This window comes from Arthrobacter sp. N199823 (assembly GCF_002929705.1).
In the GTDB taxonomy this organism is placed as follows: Bacteria; Actinomycetota; Actinomycetes; order Actinomycetales; family Micrococcaceae; genus Specibacter.
In genome coordinates this window covers 346,126-372,252 of the sequence record NZ_PJIN01000004.1, presented here as the reverse complement: position 1 = coordinate 372,252, position 26,127 = coordinate 346,126, and the positions used below count along the sequence as shown (strand labels likewise).

General features: G+C 59.6%; 22 protein-coding genes. 14 read left to right on the top strand and 8 right to left on the bottom strand.

The features are described from left to right. The first annotated feature begins 105 nt into the window (after nucleotides 1-105). Complete coding sequence (gene holA / locus CXQ93_RS11965) at nucleotides 106-1,113, top strand: DNA polymerase III subunit delta (protein ID WP_104110627.1); 1,008 nt, start codon at nucleotides 106-108, stop codon at nucleotides 1,111-1,113. Nucleotides 1,114-1,282: 169 nt separating this feature from the next. Here the strand turns inward: holA and rpsT are convergent, their stop codons facing one another. Both rpsT and CXQ93_RS11955 read right to left on the bottom strand, forming a co-directional pair. Beyond that, entirely contained in the window at nucleotides 1,283-1,543 is a 261-nt protein-coding gene (gene rpsT / locus CXQ93_RS11960) for a 30S ribosomal protein S20 (RefSeq protein WP_104110626.1), read from the bottom strand. Between the two features lie 179 nt (nucleotides 1,544-1,722). Beyond that, nucleotides 1,723-2,319: a type II toxin-antitoxin system PemK/MazF family toxin gene (locus CXQ93_RS11955; RefSeq protein WP_104110625.1), complete on the bottom strand. Its 597-nt coding sequence runs from the start codon at nucleotides 2,317-2,319 to the stop codon at nucleotides 1,723-1,725. 176 nt (nucleotides 2,320-2,495) lie between these two features. On the opposite strand from CXQ93_RS11955, the gene lepA reads away from it, so the two are divergent. Then, nucleotides 2,496-4,352 carry a translation elongation factor 4 gene (gene lepA, locus CXQ93_RS11950; protein WP_181036138.1) on the top strand — a complete coding sequence of 619 codons (1,857 nt, stop codon included), beginning with the start codon at nucleotides 2,496-2,498 and terminating at the stop codon, nucleotides 4,350-4,352. Further along, the gene (gene hemW / locus CXQ93_RS11945) at nucleotides 4,349-5,578 is read left to right on the top strand and encodes a radical SAM family heme chaperone HemW (protein WP_104110623.1); all 1,230 of its coding nucleotides are present in this window, start codon (nucleotides 4,349-4,351) and stop codon (nucleotides 5,576-5,578) included. Before lepA ends, hemW begins: the two co-directional genes overlap by 4 nt. A gap of 96 nt (nucleotides 5,579-5,674) precedes the next feature. Here the strand turns inward: hemW and CXQ93_RS11940 are convergent, their stop codons facing one another. Together CXQ93_RS11940 and CXQ93_RS11935 are read right to left on the bottom strand one after the other, a co-directional pair. Beyond that, nucleotides 5,675-6,085: a DUF4870 domain-containing protein gene (locus tag CXQ93_RS11940; RefSeq protein ID WP_104110622.1), complete on the bottom strand. Its 411-nt coding sequence runs from the start codon at nucleotides 6,083-6,085 to the stop codon at nucleotides 5,675-5,677. 56 nt (nucleotides 6,086-6,141) lie between these two features. Beyond that, nucleotides 6,142-7,005 (bottom strand): DUF3097 domain-containing protein, encoded by an 864-nt coding sequence (locus CXQ93_RS11935; RefSeq protein ID WP_104110621.1) that lies wholly within the window; start codon nucleotides 7,003-7,005, stop codon nucleotides 6,142-6,144. Nucleotides 7,006-7,284: 279 nt separating this feature from the next. On the opposite strand from CXQ93_RS11935, the gene hrcA reads away from it, so the two are divergent. From hrcA to CXQ93_RS11920, 3 genes are read left to right on the top strand one after another with little or no spacing between them, the layout of a single operon-like run. Next, nucleotides 7,285-8,298: a heat-inducible transcriptional repressor HrcA gene (gene hrcA, locus CXQ93_RS11930; RefSeq protein ID WP_104110620.1), complete on the top strand. Its 1,014-nt coding sequence runs from the start codon at nucleotides 7,285-7,287 to the stop codon at nucleotides 8,296-8,298. 33 nt (nucleotides 8,299-8,331) lie between these two features. After that, nucleotides 8,332-9,477, top strand: coding sequence for a molecular chaperone DnaJ (gene dnaJ, locus CXQ93_RS11925; RefSeq protein WP_104110619.1), 1,146 nt, complete (start codon nucleotides 8,332-8,334; stop codon nucleotides 9,475-9,477). A gap of 6 nt (nucleotides 9,478-9,483) precedes the next feature. Further along, entirely contained in the window at nucleotides 9,484-10,290 is an 807-nt protein-coding gene (locus tag CXQ93_RS11920) for a 16S rRNA (uracil(1498)-N(3))-methyltransferase (protein WP_104110618.1), read from the top strand. Nucleotides 10,291-10,468: 178 nt separating this feature from the next. Here the strand turns inward: CXQ93_RS11920 and CXQ93_RS11915 are convergent, their stop codons facing one another. Further along, nucleotides 10,469-11,467 carry a GerMN domain-containing protein gene (locus CXQ93_RS11915; RefSeq protein ID WP_104110617.1) on the bottom strand — a complete coding sequence of 333 codons (999 nt, stop codon included), beginning with the start codon at nucleotides 11,465-11,467 and terminating at the stop codon, nucleotides 10,469-10,471. 377 nt (nucleotides 11,468-11,844) lie between these two features. On the opposite strand from CXQ93_RS11915, the gene CXQ93_RS11910 reads away from it, so the two are divergent. The 5 genes from CXQ93_RS11910 (at nucleotide 11,845) to CXQ93_RS11890 (ending at nucleotide 17,444) form a co-directional block, all read left to right on the top strand. Further along, nucleotides 11,845-12,918: a PhoH family protein gene (locus tag CXQ93_RS11910; RefSeq protein WP_104110616.1), complete on the top strand. Its 1,074-nt coding sequence runs from the start codon at nucleotides 11,845-11,847 to the stop codon at nucleotides 12,916-12,918. After that, the gene (gene ybeY / locus CXQ93_RS11905; protein WP_104110615.1) at nucleotides 12,915-13,388 is read left to right on the top strand and encodes an rRNA maturation RNase YbeY; all 474 of its coding nucleotides are present in this window, start codon (nucleotides 12,915-12,917) and stop codon (nucleotides 13,386-13,388) included. The genes CXQ93_RS11910 and ybeY overlap by 4 nt, the downstream gene beginning before the upstream one ends. Then, complete coding sequence (locus CXQ93_RS11900) at nucleotides 13,385-14,743, top strand: hemolysin family protein (protein ID WP_104110614.1); 1,359 nt, start codon at nucleotides 13,385-13,387, stop codon at nucleotides 14,741-14,743. The genes ybeY and CXQ93_RS11900 overlap by 4 nt, the downstream gene beginning before the upstream one ends. After that, nucleotides 14,736-15,701, top strand: coding sequence for a GTPase Era (era, locus tag CXQ93_RS11895; RefSeq protein ID WP_104110613.1), 966 nt, complete (start codon nucleotides 14,736-14,738; stop codon nucleotides 15,699-15,701). Before CXQ93_RS11900 ends, era begins: the two co-directional genes overlap by 8 nt. A gap of 162 nt (nucleotides 15,702-15,863) precedes the next feature. Continuing rightward, nucleotides 15,864-17,444 carry an LCP family protein gene (locus CXQ93_RS11890; RefSeq protein WP_104110612.1) on the top strand — a complete coding sequence of 527 codons (1,581 nt, stop codon included), beginning with the start codon at nucleotides 15,864-15,866 and terminating at the stop codon, nucleotides 17,442-17,444. Nucleotides 17,445-17,576: 132 nt separating this feature from the next. On the opposite strand, the gene CXQ93_RS11885 is transcribed toward CXQ93_RS11890, so the two are convergent. Further along, a complete protein-coding gene (locus CXQ93_RS11885) occupies nucleotides 17,577-19,541 on the bottom strand; it encodes a M13 family metallopeptidase (RefSeq protein ID WP_104110611.1) in 1,965 nt (654 codons plus the stop codon). A 309-nt stretch (nucleotides 19,542-19,850) separates the two neighbouring features. On the opposite strand from CXQ93_RS11885, the gene leuA reads away from it, so the two are divergent. The 3 genes from leuA to CXQ93_RS11870 all read left to right on the top strand — a co-directional run bounded on the left by leuA (nucleotide 19,851) and on the right by CXQ93_RS11870 (nucleotide 23,325). Beyond that, a complete protein-coding gene (gene leuA, locus CXQ93_RS11880; RefSeq protein ID WP_104110610.1) occupies nucleotides 19,851-21,596 on the top strand; it encodes a 2-isopropylmalate synthase in 1,746 nt (581 codons plus the stop codon). A 126-nt stretch (nucleotides 21,597-21,722) separates the two neighbouring features. Continuing rightward, the gene (recO, locus tag CXQ93_RS11875; protein WP_104110609.1) at nucleotides 21,723-22,475 is read left to right on the top strand and encodes a DNA repair protein RecO; all 753 of its coding nucleotides are present in this window, start codon (nucleotides 21,723-21,725) and stop codon (nucleotides 22,473-22,475) included. 4 nt (nucleotides 22,476-22,479) lie between these two features. Then, nucleotides 22,480-23,325 carry an isoprenyl transferase gene (locus CXQ93_RS11870; RefSeq protein ID WP_104110608.1) on the top strand — a complete coding sequence of 282 codons (846 nt, stop codon included), beginning with the start codon at nucleotides 22,480-22,482 and terminating at the stop codon, nucleotides 23,323-23,325. A gap of 28 nt (nucleotides 23,326-23,353) precedes the next feature. Here the strand turns inward: CXQ93_RS11870 and CXQ93_RS11865 are convergent, their stop codons facing one another. After that, nucleotides 23,354-24,433: an alpha/beta hydrolase gene (locus CXQ93_RS11865; protein WP_258068931.1), complete on the bottom strand. Its 1,080-nt coding sequence runs from the start codon at nucleotides 24,431-24,433 to the stop codon at nucleotides 23,354-23,356. Continuing rightward, entirely contained in the window at nucleotides 24,430-26,103 is a 1,674-nt protein-coding gene (locus CXQ93_RS11860) for an FAD-binding dehydrogenase (protein ID WP_181036137.1), read from the bottom strand. The genes CXQ93_RS11865 and CXQ93_RS11860 overlap by 4 nt, the downstream gene beginning before the upstream one ends. Between the last annotated feature and the right edge of the window lie 24 nt (nucleotides 26,104-26,127).

Sequence of the window (26,127 nt, the reverse complement as noted above, 5' to 3'; positions counted from 1 at the left end):
TGCCGTGCAGCGGCAGGTGAGGTCGGCACCGCCGCACAGCTTGGGAATCACAGCTGTCAGTGGCACAGTAGATGCTGTGAATAATGCATGGACAGGAAGCCGCCAGTGAGCCCCGCACCCAGAACTTCCCAGCGGCCTTCCGGAGGCTCCGATTGGCGGGATGTTCCTTTGGCTCCCGTGGTGCTGCTCTTTGGCCCTGAGGACTTCATCGCCAGCCGCGCCACCGACGATGTTCGCCGGAAGTTGCGGGCGCAGGACCCGGCTATTGAACTGACGTCTATCGATGCTGCTCAGTACACGGCAGGGCAGTTGGGGATGGTGGCGAGCCCGTCCCTCTTCAGCGAACCTAAGCTCATTGAAGCCAAGGCTTTGGCCACCATGAATGACGATTTCCTGCAGGATGTGCTGGCCTACATCAAGGACCCTGCCCCGGATGTCACATTGCTGTTGGTGCATAGCGGCGGTACCCGCGGGAAGAAGCTCCTGGACGCGTTGAAGGCGCTCGGTGCTCCTCGCATTGAGTGCTTGCCGTTGAAGAAGGATGCGGAGAAGTCGCAATTTGTCAGCGCAGAGTTCTCACTGAACAAGCGCAGAATCGATGCCCAGGCCGTTCGGGCCCTGGTCGCAGCCGTTGGCGCTAGCCTCTCGGAATTGGCGGCAGCCTGTTCGCAGCTGATCGCTGACACCACTGGCCTGGTCAGCACCGACGACGTCGACAAGTACTACGGTGGTCGCGTGGAAGCCACCGCCTTCCGCGTGGCGGATGCTGCCCTCGCGGGCAACGCCCCCGTAGCACTGTCTACTCTCAGACATGCCCTGGCCACAGGTGTTGACCCTGTGCCTCTAGTGGGAGCGCTGGCCATGAAGGTTCGCCAGGTGGCCAAGGTATTTTCGCTCCGTGGCAGTTCCGCCCAGCTCGCAGGACAGCTCGGGATGAGCCCTTGGCAGGTTGATTCGGCACGCCGCGATGCCGGGCACTGGAGTGGACCGGCGCTGGTGACTGCCATTAAGGTGCTGGCCGAAGCCGACGCGCAAGTTAAGGGTGAGGCGAAGGATCCGGTGTACGCGGTGGAACGCGCCGTGATTGTGATTGCGACGGCAGCCAGGCGCTAACCCGCTAACCACTCGCCGGTGGGAGAAGATTCGTGGTGCCCAGAACTGGGTGGGCACGGTGCTGAATCATTAAAGCTGAACTGTTAAAGCTGAACTGTTAAAACAATGAAGGACCCTCGCCTTGATGGCGAGGGTCCTTCATTTGAGTTGCGAAGCGGGTCAGCTCAGCTTAGAGGGCGTTAACCTTCGCAGCGAGACCTGACTTGCGGTTGGCAGCGTTGTTGGCGTGCAAAACGCCCTTGCTGACAGCCTTGTCCAGCTTGCGGCCGGCATTCACCAGTGCGGCTGCTGCTGCATCCTTGTCGCCTGCGATTACTGCCACGTTTACTGCACGGACAGCAGTCTTGACGCCTGAACGAACGGCGAGGTTGCGCTGACGCGACTTCTCGTTGGTCAGGATGCGCTTCTTCTGAGACTTGATATTAGCCACGATGTATAACTCTCTTTTGATACGTAAATTCGGTCGTAGAGGGCGTAGCTTGGCCGTCGACAGCGGCGTGGGGATGCTCGAATTATGGTGAACGTCGGGCCAAGCTGTTGCATCCGCCGACCTGCACGGATACACACAGTCAAAAGTTTATCAGATCAGCGGCGCTGTCCTGGTCCTGACTACTTCCAGCCGTGTCGCCGTTGTAGGCCGGTGGCCACGGCGCCGAAGCGCTTCTTATCGAGGACGGCTCCTTCACGGCGCATATCCGCGGCGGAGACCTGCAGGACGCGATCCAACTTCACTTCACTATCGCGTCCCTGCTTGTCCCAGGAGCCCGTTCCAATGTCGACGTAGTCGTTGTCGCCTCGCCGATCATCGCTATGGTTCTTGCTGGTCATCATCAGCGCCAGCAGATATTTTCCTGATTTACCCACAATGAGGACGGGGCGGTCCTTGCCCTGGCTGTGGTCTTCCTCATACGGCACCCAAGTCCACACAATCTCGCCGGGGTCCGCCGCGCCGTCGGGCTTGGGGGAATAGCTCACAGTCGCCGCGCCGCGGAAGTCTCCCGGGTAGGGTGCGCTGAGCCCGCTGGTGGGCGGGCTCGGACGGGCGCCAGGGCGGGACGTTGCCCTACCGTTGGAGGAGGCTGAGGGTTTGTTGCCGGGCCGGCTTTTGGGTGCGTTATTCCGTGGCTGGGAGGTTTTCCCAGGGCTGAAGAGTGCGCCCGCCAGGGACCGGAGGAACTTGAAAATGTGCTCGGAAGTCGATGCCATGGTTTCTAGGGTAACGAATAGGAGGACGCTTCTAGGTGGTGCGTTCTCTTATGGCGCGGTAAACGTGGGAGACTTGATGGCAATGAGTGTCCGCCCGTGCAAGGCGCGGTCACAACCCTGCACGGTTCGGCGCTACAGCTGCAATCCCTGCGTTCATGCAACAGTAAGGAACCCTAGTGTCACCCATGGCCCGCACTGCCCCGGTGCCCGCCCAGACCGATCCGGCGATCATCAGGAACTTCTGCATCATCGCCCACATCGACCACGGCAAGTCCACCCTGGCCGATAGGATGCTCCAGCTCACCGGAGTGGTTCAGCAGCGTGACATGAAGGCACAGTACCTTGACCGCATGGACATTGAGCGTGAACGCGGCATCACCATCAAGTCCCAGGCTGTTCGTATCCCGTGGGAAGTTGATGGCACGGCATACTGCCTAAACATGATCGACACCCCGGGCCACGTTGACTTCACGTATGAAGTTTCCCGTTCTCTGGCCGCTTGTGAAGGTGCCATCCTGCTGGTTGACGCCGCTCAGGGCATTGAAGCGCAGACCCTGGCGAACTTGTATCTCGCCATGGAAAACAACTTGACCATCATCCCGGTGTTGAACAAGATTGATCTCCCGGCCGCGCAGCCTGAGAAGTATGCTGCTGAGCTCGCTAACCTCATCGGCGGCAAGCCCGAAGATGTGCTGATGGTTTCCGGTAAGACCGGTGCCGGCGTTGAAGAGTTGTTGGATCAGATTGTCCGTGATCTGCCAGCTCCCAAGGGTGACCCTAACGCCCCGGCCCGCGCCATGATCTTTGACTCCGTCTATGACACGTACCGCGGCGTGGTCACTTACGTCCGCGTCATTGACGGCAGCCTGAGCCCGCGTGAAAAAATTCAGATGATGTCCACCCGTGCTACCCACGAGCTGCTGGAAATTGGTGTCAGCTCCCCGGAGCCCAAGCCCTCCACAGGCCTGGGCGTTGGCGAGGTGGGTTACCTGATCACGGGTGTGAAGGACGTTCGCCTGTCTAAGGTGGGCGATACCGTCACCACCTTCCACAAGCCCGCCACCGAGGCATTGGCCGGCTACCACGACGCCAAGCCAATGGTCTTCTCCGGCCTGTACCCGATGGACGGCACCGATTACCCGGTGCTCCGTGATGCGCTCGAGAAGCTCATGCTCAACGACGCTGCGCTCATTTATGAACCCGAGACCTCCGCAGCCTTGGGCTTCGGCTTCCGAGTTGGCTTCTTGGGTCTGCTGCACCTAGAAATCACCCGTGAACGTCTGGAACGCGAACACAACCTGGACTTGATCTCCACAGCTCCCAACGTGGAGTACGAGGTCACGTTGGAAGACAAAAAGGTCGTGCACGTTACCAACCCCAGTGAATACCCCTCGGGCAAGATTGCCGAGGTACGTGAGCCCATGGTTGCGGCGACCATTCTGGCCCCCACCGAGTTTGTTGGCGCCATTATGGAGCTGTGCCAGACCCGCCGAGGAATCCTTGGCGGCATGGACTACCTTTCCGAGGATCGCGTCGAGATCCGCTACCGTCTGCCACTGGCTGAGATTGTCTTTGACTTCTTTGACATTTTGAAGTCCAAGACCCGGGGCTACGGTTCGCTGGATTGGAAGGCCGACGGCGATCAGGTCGCCGATCTGGTCAAGGTCGACATCCTGCTCCAGGGCGAGCAAGTGGACGCATTCTCCGCCATCACCCACCGCGAGAAGGCTTACGCCTACGGTGTCATGATGACCGGCAAACTGCGTGAACTGATCCCGCGTCAGCAGTTTGAGGTGCCCATTCAGGCGGCTATTGGTGCACGCATCATTGCCCGTGAGAGCATCCGTGCCATCCGTAAGGACGTTTTGGCCAAGTGCTACGGTGGCGATATTTCGCGTAAGCGCAAGCTGCTCGAAAAGCAGAAGGAAGGTAAGAAACGCATGAAGATGGTGGGTCGTGTAGAAGTCCCGCAGGAAGCCTTCATCGCCGCCTTGACCACCAGCGAATCGCCCAAGGACAAAGCAAAGAAGTGACACCATCTGCGCTGCCCCTCGGGGACCCGGCTCCGGCCGACGGCGTCCTGCCCGCGCAGGCTGCCGTCGGTGCTTCCGTCCGTAAATTCAGCTTGTACGCGCACATTCCTTTTTGTGCTGTACGCTGCGGCTACTGCGATTTCAACACCTACACGGCCACCGAGCTCGGGGGTGGAGCGTCCCAGGATGCCTACGCTGGCACTGCCGTTCGTGAGGTGGAATTTGCCGCCAAGGCCATGGTGGCGTCGGGCCTGCCCGCCAGAAAGCTGAGCACAGTCTTCTTTGGTGGCGGCACCCCAACGCTCCTGCCTGCCAGCGACCTCACCCGCATTTTGGGTGCCGCCATCGAGCAGTGGGGGATTGAGGACGGCGCCGAGGTGACCACCGAGGCCAACCCGGATTCAGTCACTCGGGAGTCCCTGCAGGAGTTGTTCGACGGCGGATTCACTCGCGTGTCCTTCGGCATGCAGTCGGCTGTGCCGCACGTCCTCAAGGTCTTGGATCGTACCCACAACCCGGAGAAGGTTCCGCAGGCGGTTGCGTGGGCGCGCGAGGTTGGCCTGCGGGTCAGTGTCGACTTGATCTACGGCACGCCGGGGGAGAGCTTCGCGGACTGGGAAACCTCGGTGCGCACAGCGCTGAGCTATGAGCCGGACCATATCTCTGCCTACTCTCTAATTGTGGAGGAGGGGACCAAGCTAGCCGCTCAGATCCGCCGCGGCCAGGTCCCTAACATTGACGACGACGACCATGCCGCCAAATACGAACTTGCCGATCGGCTCTTTCAAGAGGCCGGCTTGTCTTGGTATGAGGTCAGTAACTGGTCCCGCACACCGCAGGACGCCTGTCAGCACAACCTGGCCTATTGGCGTGGGGACGACTGGTGGGGGATTGGGCCAGGCTCACACTCACATATGGGTGGTGTGCGCTGGTGGAACGTTAAGCACCCCACGGCCTACGCTAACCGTCTGGATAACGGTGAATCGCCGGCGGCCGGGCGTGAAACTCTCGACGCCGATACCCGCGAGCTTGAACGCATCATGCTGGTCTCACGGCTGAAAGAAGGGCTGGTCATTGAGACGCTGTCTCCAGCCGCACGCAAAGCTATTGCGGGGCTCATCGCCGGGGAACTCGTGGACCCTGTCAAGGCCTTTGCTGGTACCTTGGTGCTCACGCTCAAGGGCCGGCTGCTGGGCGACGCCGTAACACGGGCCCTCTTGGACTAGTTGAACGATTCCTTGTGGAAACGCAGAGGAAAATACGAAGGGGCCAGTTCGTCATGAACTGGCCCCTTCGGCGTTAAAAAACCAAAAACGTCTGCGTTATTTGATCAGCCGCGGATTCATCGGGTAACGGTAAGGCTGGCCGTTGTTGACCCGCACAGCGCCAATGATGGCGAATACGGTCAGGAGAGCCCAGATCAGCAGTGCCAACAGGGAAAAGGGTGTGCCGGATCCAGGCTTGATCATCTGCAGGATAAAAGCCACGATGTTCAAGAGGACCGCCACCAAGGTGGGGATCAGCGTGAAGTTCAGGGCTTCTTTGGATTCCTGTGCCGTAAAACGGCCGCGGGGCGCCATGAACTTGTAAATCAACAGCGACGGAACGCAACCCAAAATGCCACCGCAATGGGACATGAAAGCCCACTGCTTGTCTTCTGAGGGGGTGAGGGGTACCACGGGAACAACGTTGCCCTGGTTGTTTTGATTTTTCTGGTTGGCCGGGTGGCTCACAGTTACAGGCCTTTCAACATGCGAAGCTACGGGCGTGAAAGATCATGGCCCTTAGTCTAGGATACGGGTGCTGTCAGGAAATCAATGACTTCCTCGACACGGCCTAGTAATGAAGGCTCCAAGTCGGAGTAGGAACTCACGCGTGAAAGCAACCTCTGCCAGCCCAATCCAATGTCCTCTGCAGTGGTGTGCGGCCAGCCAAAGGCTCTCAAGATTCCCACCTTCCATTCCACTGTTCGCGGGATAACCGGCCATGCCGGTATCCCTAAAGTGGCAGGTTTGATGGCTTGCCAAACATCAACATAGGGGTGACCCACCACTAACACATTCGCCCGCACGCCAGCGTTTTTCATGAGATTCGCCACAATGCGAGTTTCTTTGGAGCCGGGCACCAAATGGTCCACCAGAATGCCCAAGCGGCGGTTAGGACCGGGGCTGAAATCGGCCACGGCCGCGGCAAGATCGTCAATTCCTCGCAGGGGCTCCACCACGATTCCCTCCACCCGTAAATCGTCTCCCCAGACCTTCTCGACGAGCTCGGCGTCGTGCTTGCCCTCCACCCAGATTCGGCTGGCCTTAGCAACCTTGGCCCTGTCTCCGGTGACCTTGACGGAACCAGAAGCGGTGCGCAATACCTGCTTGGCTGCGGCAGCCATGGGGGCGATGAGTTCAATGGGTTCGCCTTCCAGTAGGAAGCCGAATCCGAGCGGGAAGGCACGGATCTTCTCTCGTCTGTCGGCGAGTTCCACAATGTGCATGCCACCGGACTTCTCCAGACGCGCCACAGCACCTACCCAGCCTGTCTGGACATCCTCCACCACGAGGCCTGGGCGGGCTTCGATTTTTCGCAGCACCCGTTCCGGAGGGGTGCTGAGATCCTGTGGACCCCACTGATGGTGGGATACGTCATTGAAATGCATAGAGGAACCTGACTCTTGACGCTCAAAGAAACGCTCATGGCGAACGCTACTGGGTGAAAAGCCATGCTATCGCGTGCTGTGTCTACCCCCGTGGCAGCGGCAGTTGCGGGCCGTGGCGTGCCCGGCCGGCCTGTGGATCAGTCAGGGGGAGGCGGCCTGAAAAGGTATTAGACTTAGCACTTGGTTGGGTAGAGTGCTAAAAGTTAGTTATCAAGTGCCGCCAGGCATGCCCTACGAAGAAAATTTGTGCGGTGAAAAGGCTGAAAGGAGGTGCCAGGCATGAGTGAGCCACGGAAATTGGAAGTCCTACGGGCCATTGTTGAAGATTATGTGCATTCACGTGAACCTGTGGGCTCCAAAGCTTTGGTCGAACGGCACCACCTGGGCGTTTCCAGCGCTACCATCCGCAATGACATGGCCGCGTTGGAAGAAGAGGGGCTAATCACCGCCCCGCACACCAGCTCGGGCCGTATCCCCACGGATGCCGGATACCGGCTCTTCGTGGATCAGATCGCCTCCGTCAAACCGTTGTCTGCTGCTGAACGGCGAGCCATTTCGGTATTGCTGGATGGGCCTACCGATCTTGATGATGTTTTGGAACGCACAGTCCGGACGCTGGCGCACCTGACCAATCAGGTAGCTGTTGTCCAGTATCCGCGCACCACCGCGGCAACTGTTCGCCACATTGAGTTTGTTTCACTGGCAGCCCATCAGGTTCTGGTGGTGCTGATCCTTGCCTCTGGCAAAGTGGAGCAAAACGTCATTGACCTGGGCGCCGCCGTCGATGACGAGGTCCTTGCCGGACTGCGGAAAATTTTCATGGCCGGGCTCAATGGGCTGACAGTGGCCCAGCTACCCGCAGCTGTGGCAAAGATTCCCCTCGATGTTGCAGCAGTGGAGCAAAGCGCTGCCACTCGGCTGGCCCAAGGGCTCGCGCTGCTGGCACACAACGCCCGCGAGGACCGCATTGTCATGGCGGGCACGGCTAATTTAGCCCGGTCCAACAATGACTTTCCGCTGAGTATCGGCCCAGTGCTGGATGCTCTGGAGGAGCAGGTGGTGCTGCTACGTCTACTGGAGGCAATGGCCCAGGATTCGTTGGGAATGGCAGTCGTGATCGGCCGCGAGAACCCCCACGATTCCTTGGCCGAGGCCTCTGTGGTGGCTACCAGTTACGTGCCTGGCGAAAATGCCAAGCTCGGTGTGGTTGGCCCCACCAGAATGGATTACCCCAACACCATGGCCAGCGTTCGCGCCGTGGCCCAGTACTTGTCGAGAATTTTGGCCAGCTAAGCGGCCACCGAGTCAACAAAAGAGAGCAACACTTTGAGCAACCATTACGATGCATTGGGCGTCGCCCGCGACGCAACCGCCGAGGAAATTAAGAAGTCCTACCGCAAGCTTGCCCGCAAGTTCCACCCAGATGTCAACGACGCCCCTGATGCCCAGGACCGGTTCAAGGCTGTCACACACGCCTATGAAGTACTGTCGGACCCGCAGAAGCGACGCATTTATGACACCACAGGCAACGAGAACGGCAACGATGTTGGCGGCGGTGGCGGAGGAGCCGGATATGGTGGCGACGGATTCGCTTTCCAGGACATCTTCGAGACCTTCTTCGGCGGTTCCGGTGGAGGAGGCGGGGGCCGCGGCCCCGCGTCACGCATGCGCCGCGGTCAGGATGCGCTCATCACAGTCCGCGTCGAACTTCGCGAAGCAGTTTTCGGAGTCAACAAGAAACTGGAAATCGATACGGCCGTCACCTGCCCCACGTGTGAAGGCAGTTGCTGCCGTGAAGGCACCTCACCCACCACGTGCGATGTTTGCCACGGTGCTGGCCAGATCCAGCGTCCCATGCGCTCCATCCTGGGCAACGTCATGACCTTGGCTACGTGCAACTCCTGCCAGGGCTTCGGCACCATGATCATCGATCCGTGCAACGAATGCATGGGCGAAGGCCGTGTCCGCAACCGCCGCACGCTCACCATCAAGGTTCCGGCCGGCGTGGGTACGGGCACCCGGATCCAGCTGGCCAACCAGGGCGAGGCCGGCCCTGCCGGCGGCCCCGCTGGCGATCTGTACGTGGAGATGAAGGTCAACAACGATCCCAACTTCATGCGCGAAGGCGATGACCTGCACGCCACACTGAGCGTCCCCATGACCGCAGCGGCGTTGGGCACCGAGCTGAATTTCGAAACCTTCGACGGCGAACAGCCCATCAGCATCAAGCCCGGCACCCAAGCCGGTGAAGTCATCAACCTACGCAGCTTGGGCGTGACCCACTTGCGCGGCTTTGGCCGAGGCGATTTGAAGGTGCACATCCATGTTGAGACGCCCACCAAGCCCGACGCCGAACAGGAAGCACTTCTGAAGCAGCTCGCTGCCCTGCGTGGGGAAACGTTCACCGAAGGCAAGCTGGTCTCCAGCGGCGGCATGTTCGCCAAGCTGCGGGATAAGCTGGGCAACCTCTAAACGCCCATGAGCAATCCAGTCTTCTACGCCGATCCTTCAGAGCTTGCCGGGCTCATCCCCGGCTCGAGTTTCACTTTGGGCGGTGCTGAGGGCCGGCATGCCACAACCGTGAAGCGCCTGGCCACAGGTGAGTCGGTTGACATGTGCGACGGCGCCGGGCTGCGTTTGTCCTGCACTGTCAGTAGCGCCGAAAAGGGGCTGTTGACGGTGCAGGTGGAACGGATTGAGCGTGAATCTGCCCCAACGCTGTCCTTCACCTTGATTCAGGCACTAGCCAAGGGTGACCGGGATGAGTTGGCCATTGAAATGGCCACGGAACTCGGTATTGACGCCGTGCTGCCGTGGCAGGCCGAACGTTCTATCGTGCGCTGGAAGATGGACAAGGCCGTCAAAGGCCCGGAGAAGTGGCGTCAGGTAGTAGCTGCCGCCGCCAAGCAGGCGCGGCGTTCAACCGTCCCGAGCGTCGGCTCTCTGGTGGGAACGGCGGGCGTCTGTGAGGCGATTGCAGCCTCCGGGCTCGCCTTGATTTTGCACGAAGACGCCACGGACTCTGTGGCGGCCGTTGCCCGCCAATGGCAGGATGCTCTCGCTGCACCCGGTGCCCCGGCAACCGGTCCCCAAACTGTTCTCATGATCGTTGGCCCGGAAGGTGGCATGAGTAGCGCAGAAGTTGCGGCCTTCACGGCTGCCGGCGCACGGACTGCGCTTCTGGGCCACCATGTCCTGCGCTCCTCGACTGCCGGACCGGCCGCCGTCGTACTTCTGAGTCAGGAACTTGGCCGCTGGTCCCCACGCCCTCCCACTGCTCGCTAGCTCGCCGCTGGTCCCCACGCCCTCCCACTGCTCGCCAGCTCGCCGCGGGTCCCTCGGGCGCGTGGGCCCAACCACGCCGCTGACGGTTCGCTAGCTCGCCGCGGGTCCCTCGGGCGCGTGGGCCCAACCACGCCGCTGACGGTTCGCTAGCTCGATGCGGGTCCCTCGGGCGCGTGGGCTAAGGGGTAGCTATCGTGACCAGTTTGCTGTCGATGCCGATTTTTCGGCCCGGCAGCATGGGGTCGTTGATGAAAATCGAGAGCTCGTAACTACCCGGCGGAGGAACCAGGCTGAAGGTGAATTCGCCCAGCTCATTGGGGCCCGCGGGAATGTTGACGGTACCGCTGAGGTAGTCTCTGGACACTTTGCCGTCATTGACTAGGGACAGCTGCCAGGACAGGGTCCCGGTGGGGGAGACACCTTGCCCAGTCACCTTGAGGGGGACTTTCTTGTACGTGGAGCCTTGGGCGGGATCGATGATCCAGATCGGTGCCACAAAGTCAGGGTTGCGGGTGAGGGGCTTATCTAGCGAGACTTCGCCGAAAGCGTTGTAGCCTGTGTGTCCATCAACCAAAACAGAGACCTGGATGGGTGTGGTGGTGTCAACCAGTCCTGCCATCGCTGCAGCCGCAGTGGCCGTGTACACCAGCTGGGCGATGGAGCGTTGGGCCAGGCCGGTATCCACTTTTTGGCCAAAGGCGTCGGCAGAGACGTCAACTGTGATGACGTTCTTGGCTGAAATTGAAGCACCCAGCCGGGAAGGACTGTTCCATAGGGTGAAGTGGTCGGGGTCCAAGGGCTTCTCGCTCATCATGGTGCGCAATGCCGCGACAATGGGCTCATCGGCGTTGGTGGAGGAACGGAACTCCCTGTAGAGGAACACCTCATCATTGCTGTGCCCGAGCCAGTAGACCGGCAGGGTTTCAGCGGACGTTGCTGTTTCCAGTGGAGCGCTAGTCACCATCCCGGCTGCTGAGGACGACACGGTGGCTGGCATCGAAGTGTCATGGTTCTCACCATTGCCTGAGGTGCAGCCGCCCAACAGCAACGTCACCGAAAGCGCCACAATTGCGATTTTGTCTACGGTTCGATACCGCTGCGCTGTCCGCTGCGCTTTGACATCACGGATGGCGCAGGCGCCGTTCCGTGGTGTTGGCGCAGGGGGCAAGGAACGCATGGGGAGTTATCTCACTATTTCTGTTGACAAAGATGGTTATAGGCCGCAATCCATGAGGAGAATTGGGCTGTTCCAAGCATCCCCACAAGGCCGTGAACACTATCTAGCTTGGCACAGGAGAATGTCCGGATGCGCTGGAATTGGCCCGTTGGTGAGAACTGAAACCGTATCGAAACACTTCTCGCAGGTAGCTTGCAGACTCGATGAACAGTGTGTATTGGAGTTGCGCAGCGGGGTTTTGGGCCCTGTGGGGAAATGGTAGGGGCACTATGACGAGGCCGTGCATTAGAATTGACTCTACGTAGAAAGAGCCAGATAGCCGGAGCTAAAAGCCGGTACAACCAAGGAGAGATTTCAGGCCTCGATAGGCCGGACTTATGGCAGAGACAACAGCACACCACGGCGGTCCATCCTCTGAGGAGGGGCCCGGAGGGCGTTTCCCGCACTCCGTCGACGGCACACGCACCGAACTGGTCCATTTCCGCTCCACCGAGCAGATGGTTGCCACGCTCGGCACCGAAGATGAAGGGTTACGGATAGTTGAGAACCTATACCCCGGAATTTCTTTTCTGGCCCGTGGCAATGTCCTGACCATTACCGGACCCACCTCTGTGGTGCCACGCATCATGCACCTCATGGAAGAAGCCCGTGGCATGGTAGCCCGCGACAGCGCCATGACGGCCGGGGTGTGGGAACAATTGGTTGCCATGCTCAAGTCTCGGCCTGAGGTGTCAGTGGTTGACATCCTGACCCACGACATCCTCTCCAGCAGGGGCCGCACCATTAGGCCCAAGACAGCAAATCAAAAAGACTACGTCGATGCCATTGACCGCAACACCGTGGTGTTTGGCATTGGCCCGGCTGGTACCGGAAAAACGTATCTGGCCATGGCCAAGGCCGTCCAGGCCCTGCAGCACAAGGAAGTTAGCCGGATCATTCTGACCCGCCCCGCTGTTGAAGCCGGGGAACGGTTGGGCTTCCTGCCTGGAACTCTGAGCGACAAAATCGATCCCTATCTGCGCCCGCTCTATGACGCGCTGCACGACATGATGGATCCCGAAACTATCCCGCGACTCATGGCGGCTGGAACCATAGAAGTGGCTCCGCTGGCTTATATGCGAGGACGCACCCTCAACGATGCGTTCATCATTTTGGATGAGGCCCAAAACACCACCCCCGAGCAGATGAAAATGTTTCTGACTCGGTTGGGCTTCGGCTCCAAGATTGTCGTCACCGGCGACATCACCCAAGTTGACCTGCCCTCTGGAACCAAATCAGGGCTGCGCGTGGTCAGGGACATTCTTCGAGACGTTGATGACATCAACTTCTCCATACTGGACGCCACCGATGTGGTGCGCCACCGCCTGGTGGGCGCCATTGTCAGCGCCTACAACAGCTGGGATGACGCCCATCCCAGCCCCACAAAACCGAAGGACAGCACTTCACGATGAGCATCGAAATCAACAATGAGTCGGGCGTTCCGGCGCCCGAGGAGGAGCTCGTCAAGCTCATCAGGCACATCCTCAACGCCATGCACCTGCACCCGCAAACCGAAGTTTCGGTGATTCTGGCGGATCTGGAAACCATGGAAAAACTCCACATCGAGTGGATGGATGAGCCAGGCCCCACCGACGTACTCTCCTTCCCCATGGACGAACTCCGTCCGGGCACGGCCAGCGATCCCACCCCTGCCGGTTTGTTGGGCGATATTGTCCTGTGCCCCGTAGTAGCCCAAGAGCAGGCTGTGGCCGCAGGGCACTCCATGGATGAGGAACTGCTGCTGCTGACCACGCATGGCATGTTGCACCTCATGGGCTATGACCACCGTGAACCGGATGAAAAAGAAGAGATGTTTGGCCTTCAGCGTGAACTGCTGTCCAGCTTCCTAGGTAAGGAAGCGCCTCAGGAGACTACTCGGTGACTCTGGTTTTCTTACCGGTCATGGGGATTCTCTTCACGGCCATTGCCGCCTTCCTGACGGCTATTGAATCAGCCGTGGCATTCTTCCCGCGCCACGATGCTGAAACTATTGCCACGCACCGCCGGGGCGTTTCCTTGGAAAAAGTCCTGGAAGATCCGCTGGCACACATTAACGCCCTGAAGTTTTGGCGGGTGTGGTCTGAGATGGCCGCTGCCGTGGCTGTGGCGATTTTCTTTGTGCGTTTACTCGAGAACGAATGGATTGCCGGACTCATTGCCACCGTCATCATGGCCTTTCTCGGCTTCATGATCGTGGGAGTTTCCCCTCGTCGCCTAGGCCGGCTCCATGCCGGTGCACTAGTGGGCCGCTCCTCCTGGCTGGTGCACGCGCTGCGCCGCGTTCTGGGACCCATCCCCGAGTGGTTGAACCGGCTCGGTGCGGCACTGGCCAAGGACGCCCCGCCCGCCGATGAGGGGTTTGTCAGCGAAGAGGAATTCCGTGAATTCGTCGACAGGGCCAGCGAATCGGACATGATTGAGGATAACGAGGCCGAACTCATCCACAGCGTGATCGACATGGGTGAAACCATGGTTCGCGCCGTCATGGTTCCGCGCACCGATATTCAGAGCATCGAACAAGACTCCCCCTTGGAAGAAGCGTTGGAGATCTTTCTCTCCTCCGGCTATTCCCGCATTCCGGTGATCGGCGACAGTACCGATCACATTCTGGGCATCTTGTACCTGAAAGATTTGGTGGCAAGTCTCTATCGCAACAGTGGAGTCCAAGGGCAGCCCACAGTCGAGCAGCTCTCCCGCAGTGTCAGATACGTTCCCGAGTCCAAGCCGGTGGATGTGCTGCTGAAAGAACTGCAGGTGGAGTCCACCCATGTTGCCATTGTTGTGGATGAATACGGCGGAACTGCTGGCCTAGTCACCCTTGAGGACCTCATTGAGGAAATTGTCGGTGACATTGCTGACGAGTACGATTCAGTGTCCCTTGATGTGCAAACACTTGCTGAAGGACAATTCCGGATCCGGGCCAGAATGGCTGTCGCTGAATTGGGTGAGCTCTTTGGCAAGGACATGGACGACGACGAGGTGGACACGGTGGGCGGCCTTCTGGCCAAGCACTTGGGTAGGATCCCCATGGTGGGGGACATTGTTGAAGTGTCCGGGTTAATTTTGCAAGCAGAACGTAAAGAACCCCAACGCAACCGCATCAGCCATGTCATTGCCAGTCGCAGTATTGCCAGCAGGCGCCCTGAGACGGACACTTTCAGTACAGAACAAAAACAAGGTATTGCGTCTCATAACGAGGCGTCCAATGATGAAAATAATAGGAGCAACCATGAGTAAGTCGAACAAGAAACTGGCTATGCCTGCTCCCAAGGACGACGGCTTTCGAGCCGGCTTTGCCGTCTTGGCTGGCCGTCCCAACGCTGGCAAGTCGACCTTGACTAACGCACTGGTGGGCCAAAAGGTTGCCATCACTTCTGCGAAGCCGCAAACCACCCGCCACACCATTCGTGGCCTGGTCCACAGGGACAGCTACCAGCTGGTTCTGGTTGACACCCCGGGTCTGCACCGCCCGCGCACCCTATTGGGCAAGCGCCTGAACGATCTAGTGGCCGACACCCTTGCCGAAGTTGACGTCATTGGATTCTGCCTGCCGGCCAACGAAAAGATCGGTCCCGGTGATCGGTTCATCGCTCAGCAGCTTTCACAGGTGGGCAAAAAGCCCGTCATCGCCATCGTCACCAAGACTGACACCGTGGACCGCCAGGCTGTCACAGACCAGCTCATTGCCGTTGACCGGCTGGGACGGGAGATCTTCGGCGAGAGTGGATTTGCCGCCGTCGTGCCTGTTTCCGCTGTGGAAGACTTCCAAGTCGAGACCCTGGCCGGCGTCATTGCCAGCTTTATGCCCCTCTCGCCTGCCCTGTACCCGGATGGTCACCTCACCGACGAGCCCGAGGCTGTCATGGTCGCGGAGCTGATCCGCGAGGCTGCACTGGAAGGTGTTCGTGACGAGCTGCCGCATTCCCTGGCCGTAGTGGTTGAGGAGATTCTGCCTCGTGAGGGGCGTCCCGAGGACAACCCGCTGCTGGATGTACGTGTCAACCTTTACGTTGAGCGACCCTCGCAGAAGGCCATCATCATTGGTAAGGGTGGGGCCCGGCTCCGTGATGTGGGCACCACCGCCCGAAAAGGCATCGAGGCTTTGCTTGGAACAAAGATCTATCTGGACCTGCATGTCAAGGTAGCCAAGGATTGGCAGCGGGACCCCAAGCAGCTTGTGAAGCTCGGCTTCTAAACACCTGCTATTCGAAAAAAAGTTGTTGGGCGAGCGGCGCTCCTTAGAGCCGCCGCCCAACTTCTTGGTGTTTATTTTGGGCGAACGTGTGGCTTTGGGGATGTTCCCAGCCTTCGCCGCTAAACTCATCAGAGTTTTATATCCATACTGAAAGGTTTATTCATGGGGCGACGCCGTGCCGAAACGGGGGCAGCTGAGGCTGCCGGCACCCCAAATAGTGAACCGGAGAATGCTAACGATCCGGCCGGTAGGCATTTCAAGCCCCGCCGCCAAGCACCGTTGTGGATCCGTATTACCGCTTTGGCACTGTGCACGGTTTTGGTCGTCGGGGTGGGCACGGCTGGACTGTTGTTCTACAAGCTGCAGAGTAACGTCACCACGTCTCCATTGGATGCCCGTGTACCGAACGGCACCTCGAGCTCGTCCATAGAAGACACCGGATCGCTGCAAATCTTGATTCTGGGCACCGATACTCGCGAAGGCAAGAACAGTCAGTACGGCACCGAGGAGGACTCGGCCGGAGCCGGCCAGTCAGATGTCATGCTGCTGATGGATATCTCCCCTGACAACAGCAGGGTTTCTGTCACGAGTTTCCCTCGCGACTTGATGGTCCCCATCCCCGATTGCGTCTCCGCCACGGACAAAAAAACTATCCCTGGGAGCCTCAGTGGACAGCTCAACGGGGCCTTGCAGGCAGGCCCCGGTTGCACCGTGGCTGCCATCAATGACGTCACCGGGCTGACTATTGACCACTTCATGCTGGCCGACTTCACAGCTGTCAAGGAGCTTTCCAAGGCTCTGGGCGGGGTTGAGGTATGCGTGGACCACGCCATGTTCGACGACGGCGGATCCTTCCTTCGTCTGCCCAAGGGCAAAAGCCTGGTGGAAGGTGAACAGGCCTTGGCCTTCCTGCGAACTCGCCACGCCTTTGGTGATTCCGGTGACCTAGACCGGATCAAGGCTCAGCAACAGTTCCTCGGCTCTATGGTCCGCAAGGTCAAGAGCGAAGACACCCTGACTAATTTGCCCAAGCTTTACAACTTGGCTGACGTCATCACGAAGAACCTCACCATTGACCAGGACCTGGCGAATGTTCCCTCCATGGTGAAGATTGCCACTCGTCTGGCCAAGATCGACCTCGCCAAGGTCTCTTTTGTCACCGTTCCCACCGAGCCATATGCAGCCGATAACAACAGGGTTCAGCTCAAACAGCCTCAGGCCAGCCAGTTCTTCGCTGCGCTGCGCAAGGACACGGACTTGACGGGTAGTCCAAAGCCCACAACGGCGGCAGCTAAACCGTCTGGCACGTCCGGCGCCCCTGCGAGTGCGGCGCCTACCACTGCAGCCCCGAGCTCGGTGCCCTATGACAAGTCAGTTCAACCCATCAGCGTGGTCAATGCCACTGGAATTGTTGGCCGATCCCTGGAGCTTGTGCAGGAACTGGCAGCAAAGGGCTTCCAGAGTGCATGGCAGGCTGGCGATGTCCCAGTGGTGAACGAGACCCAGCTACTGTACGGCGCCGATATGGCAGATGTTGCAGCAGACCTTGCCACGCTATTCAAGCTTCCGGCCAGCGCCGTGAAGTCTGATCCCACGGTGACCGGCGTGAGCCTGGTAGTGGGCGCAGATTGGGTCTCCGGCAAGGAGTTTGGCACGATCGTAATCCCACCGGACATAGTCTCCAGCACCGCCGAACAAAGCTCCGGGTGTTTAGTAGTCAATCCGTTGTTCTACACCAACTAGCGACGAACTGACCCCGAACTGGCAGCAAGCTGTATCCACTTGCTGGAGCTGTTGCGACTCAAACAAATAGGGGCGCCGGGATGAAAGATTTCTTTCATCCCGGCGCCCCGATTTGTCCTTGTTCTCCTAGTCCTACCAGATGCTCACGCGCTCTTCCGGGGCAAGCCATAGCTGGTCCCCGTCTGCCGTGCCGAAGGCCTCGTGGAAGGCGTCAAGATTGCTCACCACAGCATTGCAGCGCAGTTCCGCGGGGGAGTGCGGATCAACCGTGAGGCGCCGCACGGCTTCCTCGTGACGGATCTTGGTACGCCAGCATTCGGCCCACGAGTAGAAGAAACGCGTGGCACCGCTCAGTCCATCAATGACGGGGGCGCTGCTGCCGTTGAGGCTTAGGTGGTAGGCCTTGTATCCGATGGCCAAACCACCTAGATCACCAATGTTCTCACCCAGAGTGAGCTCACCGTTGACGAACTCTTCAGGGGCGGCCTCAGGGGACAAAGCGTTGTACTGATTCACCAATTTTCCCGTGAGGTTTTCAAACGCGGCACGGTCATCGTCGGACCACCAATTCCGCAGTGCTCCGGAACCGTCAAATTGGGAACCCTGATCATCGAATCCGTGGCCAATCTCGTGGCCAATAACGGCGCCGATTCCGCCGTAGTTGGCGGCGTCGTCGGCCTCGGCATCGAAGAAGGGCGGCTGCAAAATAGCAGCCGGGAAGACCACCTCATTCATGGCGGGGTTGTAGTAGGCATTGACCGTCTGTGGGGTCATAAGCCACTCCTCACGGTCAATGGGGGCCCCGATTTTTGCCAGCTGGCGGGCCAGCTCGAAGGCGTTGCTGCGCTCAATGTTGCCCAGCAAGTCACCTTCCACAATGTCCAAGGTTGAATAGTCACGCCACGTGGACGGGTACCCAATTTTGGGTGTGAAGGCGGCCAATTTCTCAAGCGCCTTCTCCTTGGTTGCATTGCTCATCCAAGCAAGGTCGGCGATGCTGATGCGGTAGGCCTCAATGAGGTTGGCCACCAGGGCTTCCATGTGTGCCTTGTGGGATTCCGGGAAGTGCTTTGCCACATACAGCTGGCCCACGGCCTCGCCCAGCACGCCTTCTACAAGTGCCACGGCGCGCTTCCAACGGTCCCGGATGGCGGGAGTGCCGCTGAGGGTTGTGCCGTAGAAGGCGAAGTTGGTGTCGACGAATTCCTTGGACAGGTAACCGGCCAGGCTGGAGATGGTGCGCATGACCAGCCATGCCTGCCAGTCAGCAATCCGGTCTTCCACCAGCAGCGCCTGCTGGCCGATGAAGAACTCAGGAGTGGCAACAACCATTTCGCTGCTCTGCGCGGCCGTGACGCCGAGCTCATCCAGCCAAGTGGCCAGTGCAGGCAACAGGGTGAGGACTTCCTGGCGCGTCATCAGGTTGTATGTTTTTTGCGGATCCCGTAGGGACACCTTGTCCAAATGTGTCGCGGCGATCTGCGTCTCTAGCGCCATGATGCGTGGTGCCTTTGCCGCGGCATCTGGCACTGCCGCCAACTCCAACATGGACTGAATATGACTCACATAGGATGCGCGGATTGCCGCAAACTTTTCATCCCGGTAGTAGGACTCATCCGGGAGTCCCAGGCCAGCCTGAAAAAGGTGCAGCAGCGCGTGGTCAGGATTGCCGGCGTCGTTATTAACATAGGCACCAAACAAGGTGCTGCCACCGGTACGATCAAGCGCGCCCATGAGTTGGACCAAGGCATCGATCGTGGTGGCCTCCGCAATGGCACGGAGCTTGTCACCGAGCGGCGCGGCCCCGGCAGCGTTAATGGCAGCCTCATCCATGAAGTCCGAATAGAGGGCGCCGATTTTGGCGGATAAGACGGGATTTGCGGCGTCTGGGTTACTTGCCTCGGTGGCAGCGTGTTCAATGATGGCCTTGACGGCATTTTCAGAGTCGTCACGCAAGGTGATGAATGAGCCGGTGACTGCGCGGTCATCAGGAATCACCTCCGCGTCCAGCCAAGCGCCATTGACGTGGCGAAACAGGTCATCCTGGGGCCTTGTGCTCGGGTCAATATTACTGAGATTGATTCCGGTGTGAGTCAAGTGGATCGTTTCCCCTTCGTGGGTTTGCGGCCTTTAAAAATATTTGTGCTCTTGCAGTCTTGCCGAATTGCTGTCTGGCTGTCGAAGTGGTGATGGGCGGCGCCAGAGCCCACAACGTGAGATCGTTCACCTTCATCCTACGTGCCGTGTTAGGGTGAATTTGTGCGCACTGGAATGCTTCTTCTTAGCTGCCGCGGCGAGGCCTCGAACCCGTTGATGTGATCAATGTGGGCAATGGCCACCCTCGCTGCGGTGTTTGTGTTGCCCGGCCGGCCTCCCTCTCGTTGAACAACATTAAGGTCACCCACAATGCGAAATGCGCAAAAAACCTCAGGAATGCCCGTACACCGCTACATTCCGTTCCAGGACCAGATTTCCGTCAGCCTGCCTGACCGCACCTGGCCGGATAAGACCATCACCAAGGCCCCGCGCTGGTGCGCCGTTGACCTGCGGGATGGCAATCAGGCACTCATCGATCCCATGAGCCCGGGCCGCAAGCTGAAGATGTTTGCGCTGCTGGTCAAGATGGGTTTCAAGGAAATTGAGGTTGGGTTCCCTTCCGCCTCACAGACTGACTTTGACTTTGTTCGCCAACTGATCGAGGGTGGCCATATCCCCGACGATGTCACCATCCAGGTCCTGACGCAGGCCCGCGAACACCTGATCGAGCGGACCTACGAATCACTTCAGGGTGCCAAGCAGGCCATCGTGCACCTGTACAACTCCACCTCTGTGCTGCAGCGGCGGGTGGTGTTCAACCAGGACGAAGACGGCATCTTGGACATTGCATTGCAGGGTGCCCGCCTGTGCAAGAAGTATGAAGAGACGTTGGTCGATACCCATATCACCTACGAATACTCTCCCGAGTCCTTCACCGGAACAGAGCCGGAATATGCGCTGCGCGTGTGCAACGCCATCGCTGATATTTTCGAAGCGTCTGCCGACAACCAGGTCATCATGAACCTGCCAGCCACCGTTGAAATGGCGACTCCCAACGTCTATGCGGATTCCATAGAGTGGATGAGCCGCAACTTGCACCCGCGTGAAGGGATCATTCTTTCCTTGCACCCGCACAACGATCGCGGAACGGGTGTCGCTGCTGCTGAACTGGGCTACCTGGCCGGCGCTGACCGCATTGAGGGCTGCCTGTTTGGTAACGGCGAACGCACGGGCAACGTTGACCTGGTGACGCTGGGACTGAACATGTTCACTCAGGGTATTGACCCCATGCTGGACTTCTCCGACATCGATGAAATCCGCCGCACGGTGGAGTACTGCAACCAGCTGCCCGTTCCGGAACGCTCTCCTTACGGTGGCGACCTCGTGTTCACAGCCTTCTCCGGCTCACACCAGGACGCTATCAAGAAGGGCTTCGACGCCATGGCTGCCGACGCCGAAGCGGCTGGCACCACTGTGGAGAACCACACCTGGGCCGTGCCGTACCTGCCCGTTGACCCGAAGGACTTGGGGCGCAGCTACGAGGCTGTTATCCGTGTGAATTCCCAGTCGGGCAAGGGTGGTGTGGCCTACCTGCTCAAGAACGAGCACAGCCTGGACCTGCCCCGCCGTGCCCAGATTGAGTTCTCCGGCGTCATTCAGCAGCGCACCGACACGGTGGGTGGTGAAGTGAGTGCCGCTGAACTGTGGACCATCTTCAAGGACGAATACCTGCCGGCTGAGGGCAATGACGGCCAGTGGGCTCGCTACCGTATCGGTTCATTCACCACGTCAACGGATGATGAGGGCGAAATGACCCTTACTGCCAAGGTCAGCATTGACGGTGCCGTCCACACCCGCACGGGAACCGGCAACGGCCCCATCGCGGCCCTGTTGGCCATTTTGGCCGAGGACGGCGTGGACGTGCGAGTTCTGGATTACTCCGAGCATGCTCTCTCTGAGGGTGGCGATGCCCGCGCCGCAGCCTTCGTTGAGTGCGCCGTCGGCGAGCGTGTGCTGTGGGGCGTCGGCATTGATGCCAACACCTCCACGTCCTCGCTCAAGGCCGTTATCTCAGCTGTCAACCGGGCCATCCGGGACGTCAAGAACGCCGCCTAAGGCCTAGCCTCCTACCAGCCGTAAAAAACACCCCGGTATTCGCCATGACAGTGGCCAGTACCGGGGTGTTCTGGTTGCCGGCGCGGTTGGGACGCCCGCGCCGGGTAAAGATGGGACAATGGGGGAGTGCCCAATCAATCGTTTGCTGCCCGCACCTACAGGGATGATGCCGTCATCTTGCGTACTCACAAATTGGGTGAGGCAGACCGGATCATCACCTTATTGACCCATCATCATGGGCAGTTGCGGGCGGTAGCCAAAGGTGTGCGGCGTACAAGCAGTAAGTTCGGCGCCCGACTTGAACCATTCATGGTGGCAGATCTGCAGCTCGTCAAGGGCCGCTCACTGGACATCATCACCCAAGCTGTGGCCCGTGCCAGCTACGGGGATGCCATCGCGGCCAACTATGACAGATATGTAGTGGCTGCAGCCATGGCCGAGACAGCAGAGCGGCTCACCGACATTGATGGTGAAACCTCAACCGCCCACTACCTGCTGCTGGTGGGCGCTCTGGCTGCTCTCAGTCGCGGCGCCCATGCCCCCGAACTCATTCTTGACTCGTATCTGTTACGCGCTGTGTCGATAGCAGGGTGGGCGCCAAGTTTCTCGGACTGCGCACGCTGCGGCGAGCCCGGTCCCCATGGTGCTTTCAACGCGTCGCTGGGTGGGGCGGTCTGCCACGACTGCCGGCCGCCGGGCTCTCCTGCCCCTGCCCCCGAGACCATGGTGTTGTTGGGGCAGCTGCTCAGTGGCAACTGGAGTGGAGCCGATGGATCTTTGACAATTCACCGACGCGAAGCGGCAGGACTAGTAGCTGCTTACGTGCAATGGCATTTGGAACGCACAGTGCGTTCCCTGAAACTTGTGGAGCGTGTATAGAAATATGGCACTGGAGCGAAGCGGAAACAAAAGCAGAAGCGGAAGCAAGAGTGGCCGCAATCCGGCAAAGCCACCCGTGGTGGCACCCTGGCCGCACGCAACGGGTGTGCCGGTTCCGGCTATTCCACGAGAACTTATCCCCGAACATGTGGCCATCGTCATGGACGGTAACGGTCGTTGGGCCAATGAGCGGGGCCTGCCGCGTATAGAAGGTCACAAAGCTGGAGAGCCGGCGCTGCTGGATGTGATGGCCGGTGCCATTGAAATGGGCATTAAGTACATCAGCGTCTATGCCTTTTCCACCGAAAACTGGAAGCGCTCACCGGAAGAGATTCGCTTCCTCATGGGATTTAACAAAGATGTGCTAAGACGTCAGCGGGACCAGCTTGACGCCTGGGGAGTTCGGATTCGCTGGGCCGGACGCAGGCCAAAGTTGTGGGGGTCGGTCATCAAAGAGCTCGAGGCCGCACAGGAACATACCAAAGACAATGACGTGATCACGTTGACCATGTGTGTTAACTACGGAGGGCGGGCAGAAATCGCCGATGCCGTAGCCGCATTGGCTGCCGATGTGGCAGCCGGACGACTGAGTCCCAAGCACGTTAATGAGAAGACCGTCCAGAAGTACCTGTACTTGCCAGATGTCCCGGACGTGGACTTGTTCCTACGATCCAGCGGAGAGCAGCGGCTCTCCAACTTCCTTCTGTGGCAGTCGGCCTATGCCGAGTTCGTCTTCATGAATACCATGTGGCCTGATGTGGACCGCCGGACCTTGTGGGCTGCCGTGGATGAGTATGCCCGCCGAGACCGGCGCTATGGTGGTGCCATAGACGCAGCCGCTCAAGCCTAGGCTGCCTGATTCTCAGTTAACTCTCTTTTTAACGCTGTTGGGTTAAATTATGATCTACGTAACCGTGCAGCCAGCGAGCCAACTTGGCATAGGCGTCTTCACGGACCGGCCGCCGGGACAGGAACACTTCGTGCAGGGCGCCGTCGATCCTCTCCAGCGTTACCGAATTGCCAAGAGACAGGGTTCGCAAGGCGAGAGAGCGCACGTCCAGGACCACATCGGCGTGCAGCATTTGATCATTCCACACCGGGCCGAGCATGCTCTTGGATGAGAGCAGCACCAGGATCGGCATGGGGAGCTTTAGTCCTGTGGCGACCTCCTGCTGGGCGGCCAAAATGGCCTTCATCCACCCGGCCCGGACGGGAAACGCGTGCGGTGGTCGCAGGGCTTTATCGACTGCCCATTCGCCGTACGCCTGATTGCTGATGCCGCGCCAGTAAAAGGAACGCTCTGGAACGCGCATGCGCAGCAGTGGTCGCAGATCAGCAAGCTGTACCAGCGGAGTGGCGGCGCGCCTAATGGCGGCTCCTCCCTGAATCTCCAGCCACGGACTGTTGAGCACCAGATGGCTGACAAGTCCAGGATGGTGGTGTGCCCAGAGAGTCGCTATGAGTCCGCCGGTGGAGTGGCCCACCAGGATGAGCTGACGGTCGCCACCAATCTCACAGTTGTTAGTGACGTCATTACAGATAACCCCGTGTGCGGCGAGGATCTCGGCGTCGTAGTCGGCCAGATTGGCTACGTAACCGCCCATATCCGGGGAATCCAAGCTGCGTCCATGGTTATGGAGGTCAAGGGCGTAAAAATCGTAGCCCCGGTCAGTAAAGAATTCGGCTAGCCCGGTGTTGTAGAAGTAGTCGCTCCATCCGTGGATGAAGAGCACGGGGACACCTGAGCGAGGCACCCCAGCCCCAGCTGCTCGCTCACGCGGTCGGTGCCGCACCAGGGTCGCTCTGTAAAGCGGTCCGGCCAGATTCTGCTCAGCTGAGCCCTGTTCAAGGTAGTCCTGCTCGGCCATCACCTGTTCGCGGGTCTGCACCAGCAAGGTGGTGGCCTCATAGTCGGGGCCCAGAATGTCAGGGACCCACTGTGGTTTGCTGTTGCTCATCCACCGATGGTACCCGCAGCCTGCCGGCCCGCCGTGCGGCCGGAGAATAGGCAGCCGCCCAGGAATGTTCCTTCAAGGGAGCGGTAGCCATGCATGCCGCCGCCACCAAAGCCGGCCGCTTCCCCGGCAGCAAAGAGGCCAGGGATTGGCTCACCGTGCGCACCAAGCACTCGGGCAGATAGGTCCGTGGCAAGCCCGCCCAGGCTTTTGCGGGTCAAGGTGCTCAAGCGGACAGCAATGAGCGGGCCGTGCTCTGGGGCCAGCAGAGGATGGGGTGGCACCACTCGCATTAACTTGTCGGTGGCAAAACGGCGTGCTTCACGGATGGCGTTGAGCTGAGTGTCCTTACCCAGCCCGCTGTTTACCTGCATGTCACGCGCCACGATGGAACTGTGCAGACCTTCGGGATCGATCAGGGTGGTGCCCACTAGAGCGTTCATTTTGGCTGCCAGTTCCTGGGCCGTGGTGGCCTGGACAAAGTCGATCCCGGCATCGAGAAACTTCTGCACAGGGCCGATGGTGCCCGGCAAGGCCCGCTTCGCCAGGAGCTTTACATCCTTGCCTGTCAGGTCCGGGTTTTGCTCGGAGCCAGAGAGGGCAAATTCCTTGCTCATGATGGTTTTGTTCAGCACAAACCAGGAATGCCCATGTCCGGTGGTCTCCAAATGGCGCAGGGTGCCTAGCGAATCAAAGCCCGGGAACAGGGGCACCGGAAGCCGCCTTCCGGTGGCGTCGAGCCACAGGGGAGAGGGGCCGGACAGGATGCGAATTCCATGGTTGGGCCATACCGGATCAGGATTATGGATGCCCTCGGGATAGTGCCACATGCGGTCAGTATTGATCAGGGTGCCACCGCTGCTGGCCACCGACTGCTGGAACTGACCATCAACGGAGGCCGGGACCCCGGCCAGCATGTAGGCCGGTCCGTTACCGTTGGGCCATTGATCGCGGACCATGGGATGATTCCCGCCAATGCCGCCAGTGGTGACAATAACCGCGTCGGAAGAGACCTCAAAGGCGCCCACCACGCTTCGGCTACTGGCCACCCCGCGAGCGGCGGCAGAAGGCTCCAGAAGCTGCCCACGCACTCCGGTGACGGCTCCGCCGTCGAACATTAACTCCGTGGCGCGGTGACGGAATGCGATTTGCACGCGTCCGGCGGCAATACCTTCTTGCACTTTGCTCAGGAAGGGCGCCACGATGCCGGGGCCGGTGCCCCAGACCACGTGGAAGCGGGGGACGGAATTGCCGTGCCCTTGCGCGTCGTAACCGCCGCGTTCGGCCCACTGGACCAAAGGGAAGAGCCGCACGCCGAGGGCATGCAGCCACGAGCGTTTCTCGCCGGCGGCGAAGTTCACATACGCCTCCGCCCAGGCGCGGGGCCAGGTGTCCTCGGGGCGGTCAAAGGCGGCCGAACCCATCCAGTCACTCAAGGCCAGCTCAACGGAGTCTTTGACGCCGAGGCGGCGCTGCTCGGGAGAGTCAACAAGGAACAGCCCGCCAAAGGACCAATGAGCCTGTCCGCCCAGCGACGCTTCAGGCTCCTGATCAAGGATCAGTACCTTGCGTCCCGCGTTATAAGCCTCGGCGGCGGCCACCAGACCGGAGAGCCCAGCCCCCACAACTACCACGTCAGACTGCTGCCAGATGTTACCGCCATTGGTATTCATTGGGCCATGCTAACGCCTCTTTGC